At 73.8% G+C, this 6282-nt stretch carries 6 protein-coding genes and 1 pseudogene; 4 read left to right on the top strand and 3 right to left on the bottom strand.

Annotated elements, in window-relative coordinates; all coding sequences use genetic code 11:
• A pseudogene (locus DKT69_RS33450) lies at window positions 1-425 on the top strand (hypothetical protein); the annotation flags it as partial.
• Window positions 426-532: 107 nt separating this feature from the next.
• Complete coding sequence (locus DKT69_RS33445; protein WP_109805407.1) at window positions 533-1408, top strand: META domain-containing protein; 876 nt, start codon at window positions 533-535, stop codon at window positions 1406-1408.
• 70 nt (window positions 1409-1478) lie between these two features.
• Here DKT69_RS33445 and DKT69_RS40360 read toward each other — a convergent pair whose 3' ends face one another.
• Together DKT69_RS40360 and DKT69_RS33435 are read right to left on the bottom strand one after the other, a co-directional pair.
• Entirely contained in the window at window positions 1479-2714 is a 1236-nt protein-coding gene (locus DKT69_RS40360; protein WP_236648510.1) for a M23 family metallopeptidase, read from the bottom strand.
• Between the two features lie 64 nt (window positions 2715-2778).
• Window positions 2779-3426, bottom strand: coding sequence for a hypothetical protein (locus DKT69_RS33435; RefSeq protein ID WP_109805406.1), 648 nt, complete (start codon window positions 3424-3426; stop codon window positions 2779-2781).
• 266 nt (window positions 3427-3692) lie between these two features.
• Here DKT69_RS33435 and DKT69_RS33430 point away from each other — a divergent pair, with 266 nt between their 5' ends.
• Complete coding sequence (locus tag DKT69_RS33430; RefSeq protein ID WP_109805405.1) at window positions 3693-4706, top strand: ATP-binding cassette domain-containing protein; 1014 nt, start codon at window positions 3693-3695, stop codon at window positions 4704-4706.
• Entirely contained in the window at window positions 4703-5557 is an 855-nt protein-coding gene (locus DKT69_RS33425) for an ABC transporter permease (RefSeq protein ID WP_109805404.1), read from the top strand. The genes DKT69_RS33430 and DKT69_RS33425 overlap by 4 nt, the downstream gene beginning before the upstream one ends.
• 233 nt (window positions 5558-5790) lie before the next feature.
• On the opposite strand, the gene DKT69_RS33420 is transcribed toward DKT69_RS33425, so the two are convergent.
• Window positions 5791-6120 carry a hypothetical protein gene (locus tag DKT69_RS33420; protein ID WP_304598703.1) on the bottom strand — a complete coding sequence of 110 codons (330 nt, stop codon included), beginning with the start codon at window positions 6118-6120 and terminating at the stop codon, window positions 5791-5793.
• Between the last annotated feature and the right edge of the window lie 162 nt (window positions 6121-6282).

Raw genomic sequence — 6282 nt, 5'->3', positions numbered from 1 at the left:
CCACGGCCACCCGGCCCGCGACCCCGGCCGCGGCGCCCGTGGTGACGTCGTACGAGGCCGAGTCGGCGGCGAACGGGCTGGACAACATCCGGATCTTCACCTGTTCCGGCTGCTCCGGTCAGCAGAAGGTGGGCAACATCGGTCGCGGCATGGGAACCCTGCGCTTCAACGGCGTGACCGCCCGGACGGGCGGCTCGGCCACCGTGACGATCGCCTACGTCAACGGTGAGTCCCCGCGGGTCGGGCAGGTCAGCGTGAACGGCGGACCCGCGATCACGCTGACCTTCCCGGGCACCGGCGGCTGGAGCAGCGTCGGCACCATGGTCGTGACGGTTGCCCTCCGACCCGGACCCAACACCCTGACGATGTTCAACCCGTACTCGGCGGCGCCCGACTTCGACAAGATCACAGTCAGCGTCCGCTAAGTCCGCGCCGTTCAGGCGTCGCCGGCGCGCAACCGGGAGGCGCACCAGGCCGTCCAACCGTCTGAAGCGGCGGGCAGCCGGTGTGGCGGAGGGGACGGCGGGACGTGATGAGTCGGCAGAACCACGTGGTGGCGATGGTCGCGGTCGGAGCGCTGATGGCCGGCTGCGGCGGGCAGGGCAGGACGCGGGCCGGCGTCCCGGACAGCCCGCAGCTCGGCAGCACCGGGAGCCCGGGACCGGCCGATCCGGCGGCGCTGATCGGCAACTGGCGGCTGGCGGAGGTCGCCGAGGAACCCGACGGCATCCTGCGCCTCGCACCCGACCGGGTCCAGCTCTTCGGCCGCTGCGGGATGCTGGTCGGTTCCTGGCGGGCCGACGCCGGTGGGCTGTTCGTGGTCGGCATGTTCGGCGCCTCGGGAGCCGAGGGCCGGACCGGCTGCGCGAAGGCCGCCAGGTTGACCCCGGACTGGCTGCGGCTGGTCAGGTCGTACCGGGTCGAGGGCGACACGCGGGTGCTCCTGGACGGCGAGGGCGCGCTGGTCGCCCGGCTGCTGCCGGGCGCGAAACCCACCGCCGGGCCGGACCTGGCGGCGTCCGAGGTCGAACCGCCGCAGGCCACCGACGAGGTCCGGCGGTGGTCCGCACCCGCAGCCGCGCTGCCGGTGACGCTGACCCCGGCCGAGGCGGACCGGCTCGTCGGGAGGTGGGTGCCCGCGTCGGGGCCCGAGCGGGCGTACGTCGAGTTCGGCGCCGACGGCGAGTGGCGCGGCTCCGACGGCTGCAACCGCCAGGCCGGGCACTGGATCGCGGGCCCGGGCGGAGCCCTCCTCGCCACCACTGGTTTCAGCACGCTGATCGGTTGCGACAGCGCGCCGGTCGGGGCGTGGCTCTCCTCGTCCTGGCGGGCCGGCCTGGACGGCGAGACCCTGGTGCTCCTCGACTTCCGAGGCGGGGAGGCCGGGCGGCTGCGGCGCGCCGGCTGAGCACCGGCGTGACGGCGATCGGTTGACCGGCGGCTGAGGCAGCCGACCAGTGTGGAGAGGGTGCCGTCGCTCAGAGCCAGGGCAGCGGGTCCACGGCCCGGCCGCCGAGCCGTACCTCGAAGTGCAGGTGGGGGCCGGTGGAGGCGCCGGTCGACCCGACCAGCCCGATCACCTGGCCGGCGCGTACCCGCTGACCGACCGAGACGAGCAGCCGGGACTGGTGGCCGTAGCAGGTGGACAGCCGCTGCCCGTCCGCCCGGCCGTGGTCCAGGCAGGTGTAGTTGCCGTAGCCGCCGTACCAGCCGGCCCGGGTGACCCGGCCGTCCGCCGCGGCGACGATCGGGGTGCCGACGGGGGCGGCGAGGTCAACCCCGGGGTGCAACTGCCACACGTGGAAGTACGGGTCGAGCCGGGTGCCGAACCTGCTGGTGAGGCGGCCCCGCAGCGGGAGGCCGAGGCTGCCCCCGCCGGCCGTGGCGGTGCCGCGGGCCGGTGCCGCCACGGCGGGCACGGCGCGTACCCGGCGGTCGATCTCCTGCCGCAGGGCTGCCTCCTCCCGCTCGCGGCGGGTGAGCTCGGCCTCGCCGGAGGCGATCGCGCCGGACAGCGCGACGGCGTGGCCGGCGGGGGTGTCGACCACCTCCGCGGAGTCCGCCACGGCGAACGGCGGTGCCGGATCCGGGTCCGCGCCGGTGGTGAGCGCGGTCATCAGTTGCAGCACCGGATCCGGGTCGCGCCGCACCCGGGTCAGGTCGTCCCGGGTCCGGGCGAGGACGTTGTGCAGGTACTGAATCCGGTGCTGGACGTCGGTGAGCGCGGCGACCCGGCGGGCCTGGGGCGTGTCGGCGGCGTCCACCGGTGGCTGGGGATACAGGTCGGCGCCCGGGTCGGCGCCGATCAGCGCGCCGGCGGCAGCGGGGCTCACCACCGACCCGCCGTCGCCGGGCGGGCCCGGGACGGCCGCCCGCGGTGGCGTGCCGGCGGCCGGCGGGGTGGTCCCGGGTGCCGCCGTCGGTCCGGTCGACGGAGTGGCCGACGGGACGGTCGGCGGCTTAAGCGTCGGCAGCTTGACCGTCGGCGGCTTGATGGGCGGCAGGGTCACCGTCGGCAGGTTCACCGGCGGCAGCGACACGGTCAGCGACGGGCTGGGCAGGGGCAGCAGGGTCGGCAGGGGCAGCGGCCCCTGCACCGAGGTCGGTGCCGCGGCGGTCGCCGTCCCGGCATCCAGGCAGACGGACGTCGTCACCAGCGCCGCCGCCCCGGCGACCGCCGCCAGCGTGGCCCGCCTCCAGCACCGTCGATCCATGCCGTACTCCTGCCGCCGACCCCGTTCCCCGTCCCCTGCTACATCGGATCCAGGTGCCTGGTCGTTACAGCCCGCCAGCCGGCGGCGGGCCGTGCCGCAACCGCAGCCGCCGACGCGTCAGCACGGCAGCCGCGGCCACCGCGCCGGCCACCACGACCGCCGCGACGGCCGGCACCCGCATCGACCGTCCGCCCGGCAGGGCCTCGCTCGCCACCGGCGACTCCAGCGCCGGATCGGTGGGCGTCGCCGTCGCCCCCGGGAGCAGGTACGCGTTGCTGGCGAACTGGGCGCCCGTCGCGGTGGACTCCACCGAGGTGACACTGACCCGGTTGCGGACCAGCGTGCCCGGCGGCACACCCGGGCGGACCCGCCCGGCAATGGTGATCTTCGGTACCGACGGGGCGGTGCCCAGGCGCAAATCGCCGAGCTCGCAGACGACCGTACGAGGGGACGCCGTACACCGACCCGGCTCCGCGCTCGCCGTGACACCGTCGAGATCGGCCGTGGTGGTGAACGTGACCCGCGTGTTGGTGAGGGTGCCGCCACCGGAGATCGTGACGACGTGGGTCACCTGCTGCCCGGGCAGCGCGCCGAACGGCGTCGACGTCAGCACCGGCGCGGCGTCCACCGGCCGGGCGGGTGTCGGCGTCGGGGCAGCCACGGCCACGGCGGCCAGCAAACCCACCACCGGCGCGGCAACGGACTCCCACATTCCCACACTGTAGGTCGACCGGCGACGGTCCGCCGGACCTTGTCCCTCCTTTACCTCCTGCGGGTTTCATCGACGTCGGCTGTTGCGCGCGATGGCGTTGTGTCGTACGGCTGCCGTTGAATGGGCCTGCACACGGTCGACCAGCTCCGCACGGTCCGCACCGCGCCGCAGGTGGTGCCGGCATCGCCGGCATCGCCCTGCGCCGTGCGACGGCTGGGCGGCCGGCGGGTCAAGTCTCCAGAACGCGCACGAGGAAGGTAGCGGTCATGAGCAGACGCACCACCGGCCTGGCCATCGAGGCCGAAGGCCTGATCCGGTCGTTCGGGGCGACCCGCGCGTTGGCCGGCATCGATCTTCAGGTCCCCGCCGGCACCGTCTACGGCCTGCTCGGTCCGAACGGGGCGGGCAAGACCACGGCGGTGCGCGTGCTGGCGACGCTGCTGCGTCCCGACGGCGGCCGGGCTCGGGTGTTCGGCCACGACGTCGTCGAGGAGGCGGACGCCGTGCGCGCCCGGGTCAGTCTCACCGGCCAGTACGCCTCAGTGGACGAAGACCTGACCGGGACGGAGAACCTGGTGCTCCTCGGTCGGCTGCTCGGGTTGAAGCGGTCGGCCGCCCGGGAGCGGGCCGAGGCGTTGCTGGCCGCGTTCGGCCTGACCGAGGCGGGCGACCGCCAGGTCAAGAAGTACTCGGGCGGCATGCGGCGGCGCATCGACATCGCGGCGAGCATCCTCAACACCCCTGACCTGCTGTTCCTGGACGAGCCGACGACGGGCCTCGACCCGCGCAGCCGCAACCAGGTGTGGGAGATCGTCCGGGCCGTGGTGGCGCACGGCACGACCGTGTTGCTGACCACGCAGTACCTGGACGAGGCCGATCAGCTCGCCGGCCGCATCGCGGTGGTCGATCACGGCCGGGTGATCGCGGAGGGCACGCCGGGTGAGCTGAAGGCGTCGGTCGGCTCCGGCACGGTTCACCTGCGGCTGCGCGACCCGGGGCATCGTCCGGCGGCCGAGCGGCTGCTCCAGGCGGCGCTGGGCGTTCCGGTGCAGCTCGAGCCCGACCCGGTCGCGCTGACGGCCCGCGTCGGGGGCGACGGCGGCGACCTCGACGCCAGCGAGCAGGCCGCCCGTGCGCTGTCCGACCTGGCCCGCGCGGGCATCGCCGTCGACAACTTCTCCCTCGGCCAGCCGAGCCTGGACGAGGTCTTCCTGGCCCTTACCGACCACCCCGCCGTCTCCACGGACGAGCGGGACGACCAGCTGGAGGCAGCGCGATGAGCAACGCCGCTACCACGACCGGCCGCGCCCCGTCCGTCTACGTCCCGTCCGCCGACGCCCTCGGTACGGTGCTCGCGCCCGGTACGCGACCGCCCAGGCCGAGCGCCCTCTCGGCGTCGCTCACGTTCGGCTGGCGCGCCCTTCTGAAGATCAAGCACGTGCCGGAGCAGCTCTTCGACGTGACGGCGTTCCCGATCATCATGGTGCTGATGTTCACGTACCTGTTCGGCGGCGCCCTCGCCGACAGCCCACGGGACTATCTGCAGTTCTTCCTGCCCGGCATCATGGTGACCAGCGTCGTGATGATCACCATGTACACCGGGGTCGGGCTCAACACCGACATCGAGAAGGGCGTCTTCGACCGCTTCCGGACGCTGCCCGTCTGGCGACCGGCCGCCCTGGTCGGCATGATCATCGGAGACGTGCTGCGCTACATCCTCGCGGCCCTGGTCATCCTGGGCGTCGGGCTGGTACTGGGGTTCCGGCCGGGCGGCGGGCTGCCGGGCGTACTGGCCGGGATCGGGCTGCTGGTCGTCTTCTCGTTCGCGTTCTCCTGGGTGTGGACGTTCTTCGGCCTGGTCCTGCGCAGCGAGAAGTCCGTGATGGGCGTCAGCATGATGGTGCTGTTCCCGCTGACGTTCCTGAGCAACGTGTTCGTCGAGCCAGGCACGATGCCGGGTTGGCTCCAGGCGTTCGTCAAGGTCAATCCGGTGACGCAGTTGGTGGCCTCGGTGCGCGCGGTGATGTCGGGGGCGTCCGATCCGTCGAGCACGATGTGGACCCTGGTGTGGAGCGCCGGGTTCGTGGTGGTCTTCGGCGTGCTGACGATGTACCGCTACAACCGCCGCTGACATCGGGCGCTGCCGTGGCGCCCCTTCCCGATGGGACGGGTCGCCACGCTGATGGCGGTGCTGCCCGGTGACAACGGCGAGGACGGCACGATCTACCTCGACGCGCACTACGCCGCCTCAACGCCGCCGGCCGCACGATCATCCTCGTCCCGCATGACGTGCGGCGTCCGGTCAGTGCCCGGCGGGGACTGTCCGGGCTGCGGTAGCCGTGGGTAGCCGGCGGTGCTCCCGGGTCAGCAACCCCCGCCGGTCTCCCAGTTCAGCTTGCCGCCGCCGAACGGCACCACACCCGGCTTGAGGGTCTGCGGGATGGTGGCGTTGCCGGCCACCACGTACCACGAGTCGCCGCAGTGGCCGGACAGGGCCAGCCGCATGGTCCAGGTCGGCTGGGAGCGGTCGAGGTAGCGGACCTGGGATTGGTAGAGCTTCGCGCCGCCGTCGGAGGTCCGGCTGTAGGTGGCCCAGAAGACGCGGATCCGCTCACCCGGACAGAGTTGGTCGGTCCACTCGCCGTCGGTCCGGTCGGCGACCTTCACCACGCCGTCCGTGAAGACCTGGACCACGTCCACCACGCCGGCCGGGGTGCAGGCGGGCTTGCGGGTGGTGGTCGTGGTGCTCGGCCGCCGGGTCGGACCGCTGCTCGACCTGGCCGGGGCCGGTGGCCGGGTCGGCCGCACGGTGCGGGCCGGGGTGGGGGTGACCGCCGGCCGCACGCTGCCCGACGG

The sequence above is a fragment of the Micromonospora sicca genome, assembly GCF_003172935.1.
GTDB classification, from domain to species: Bacteria; Actinomycetota; Actinomycetes; order Mycobacteriales; family Micromonosporaceae; genus Micromonospora; species Micromonospora sicca.
Note: the sequence above shows the minus strand (reverse complement) of the source record. Positions and strands in the feature narration are given on the sequence as shown.

Excerpts from the sequence above, each read along its gene's own strand:
- DKT69_RS33445 (WP_109805407.1), top strand. The coding sequence starts at position 533 with ATGAGTCGGCAGAACCACGTGGTGGCGATGGTCGCGGTCGGAGCGCTG.
- DKT69_RS33430 (WP_109805405.1), top strand. The coding sequence starts at position 3,693 with ATGAGCAGACGCACCACCGGCCTGGCCATCGAGGCCGAAGGCCTGATC.
- DKT69_RS33425 (WP_109805404.1), top strand. The coding sequence starts at position 4,703 with ATGAGCAACGCCGCTACCACGACCGGCCGCGCCCCGTCCGTCTACGTC.
- DKT69_RS40360 (WP_236648510.1), bottom strand. The coding sequence starts at position 2,714 with ATGGATCGACGGTGCTGGAGGCGGGCCACGCTGGCGGCGGTCGCCGGG.
- DKT69_RS33435 (WP_109805406.1), bottom strand. The coding sequence starts at position 3,426 with ATGTGGGAGTCCGTTGCCGCGCCGGTGGTGGGTTTGCTGGCCGCCGTG.